The organism is Arenibacter lacus (assembly GCF_008711145.1).
Classification (GTDB): domain Bacteria; phylum Bacteroidota; class Bacteroidia; order Flavobacteriales; family Flavobacteriaceae; genus Arenibacter; species Arenibacter amylolyticus.
The window spans coordinates 1-1264 of the sequence record NZ_VVIN01000172.1; the positions used below are offsets into that span (position 1 = coordinate 1).

1 protein-coding gene and 1 pseudogene are annotated in these 1264 nt (G+C 33.3%); one reads left to right on the forward strand and one right to left on the reverse strand.

The genetic code is table 11. The annotated features are described in order from the left end of the window. Positions 1-353: 353 nt before the first annotated feature. Positions 354-740 carry a hypothetical protein gene (locus F1E73_RS16985; protein ID WP_150452660.1) on the reverse strand — a complete coding sequence of 129 codons (387 nt, stop codon included), beginning with the start codon at positions 738-740 and terminating at the stop codon, positions 354-356. Between the two features lie 172 nt (positions 741-912). Between F1E73_RS16985 and F1E73_RS16990 the strand changes: the two are divergent. Then, positions 913-1264: pseudogene (locus F1E73_RS16990) on the forward strand (transposase); the annotation flags it as partial.

The following is a 1264-nucleotide window of genomic DNA, read 5'->3' on the forward strand; positions in this document are numbered from 1 at the left end:
TCTCTAGGACTAGCCAAGTGAACGAAGCTGCTAATGTATATTATTATTTTTATTACGAATCAAGGTGTTATTGTAAGTATTTCGGTTCGTTTCGTGCCACTTTTAGCTGAGTGCTATATTTGTAACCATTTCTAGTCCGTGCGATACGGGCGGGGGAGAGACTTCGCTTTATCTACTCGATTATGGAGCTTTTTTTTTCATCCATCAATCAAGTCTGGTTTCAGATTTATAAAGTTTTTAACTCTTCAAAGGAAGCAATCAGCATATCAATAGTGAAATAAGGGTTACGTTGGTGGTTGGGTAAATCGGTTTTAACATTCCTTCTAAATGTTCATGCTCATGGAATACGTTTTTTAATTCCATTCAACATTTAGTTTTTCTAATTCCGCATTTAATGTCGCGAGTGAATTCGGGTCTATTAATTGTGTGTTAATAGTCAATTCCTTATTGTCAGATTTTAATATATAATCTCCCGCAAACTTTTTTATCTGTTTTACTTCAATTAGATTCAGATTTTTCCCTAGTGGACCGTTTACAATTATGATTCCGTTATCAATGGTCACGTAGCTGTATTTCTTTTGGTACAAATAATAGATGAAATATGCTAAGGAAATAACAAGCCAACCATAATCAATCCAATGAACTTCGTCATTTAAAAGTCTAATGAAAAAATAACTCAACCAGATGATTCCAAAAATTAAATTAATATTAATCTGGCTTTTTTTATGTTGGATTTTCATTTTTTAAATGTTTTCCACCTAGCTCGTAATGTTGGTTTAATTAGTTTTATTCATTATAGCAAACCGGAAAAGGATTTACACCACATAAATATAGACAAAATTTTACTTTAAAAACCAGGGCTCCTAATCTTACGCAACAAATGAAAAGGAAGATCTATTTGATGATGAGTTTCTGAGATAGTTTAAATCAAGAGAAGAACTCAGCAATTTTCTAAAACAAATTCAGAAAAGAGGACTTGAGAAAATGCTCGAAGGGGAACTGGATGGTCACCTGGATTATCAAAAACATCACAAATCTGCTTCCGGTAATACCAGAAACGGCTATTCAGAAACGAAGATCAAAAGTTCCTTCGGCGAGGATACCATTAAAGTTATCAAAGATCGTAATGGTTTTTTTAACCCAATGATTGTCCAAAAGCGTCGGAACATGGTAGATGACATAGAAAATGTTATTGTCTCTTTGTACGTTAAAGGAATGAGTAACAGCGATATTGAAGAGCAACTCTCTGAGATTTATAACTTTA

Bases quoted from the DNA above. Each gene is read 5' to 3' on its own strand.
- F1E73_RS16985 (WP_150452660.1), bottom strand. From the start codon at position 740: ATGAAAATCCAACATAAAAAAAGCCAGATTAATATTAATTTAATTTTT.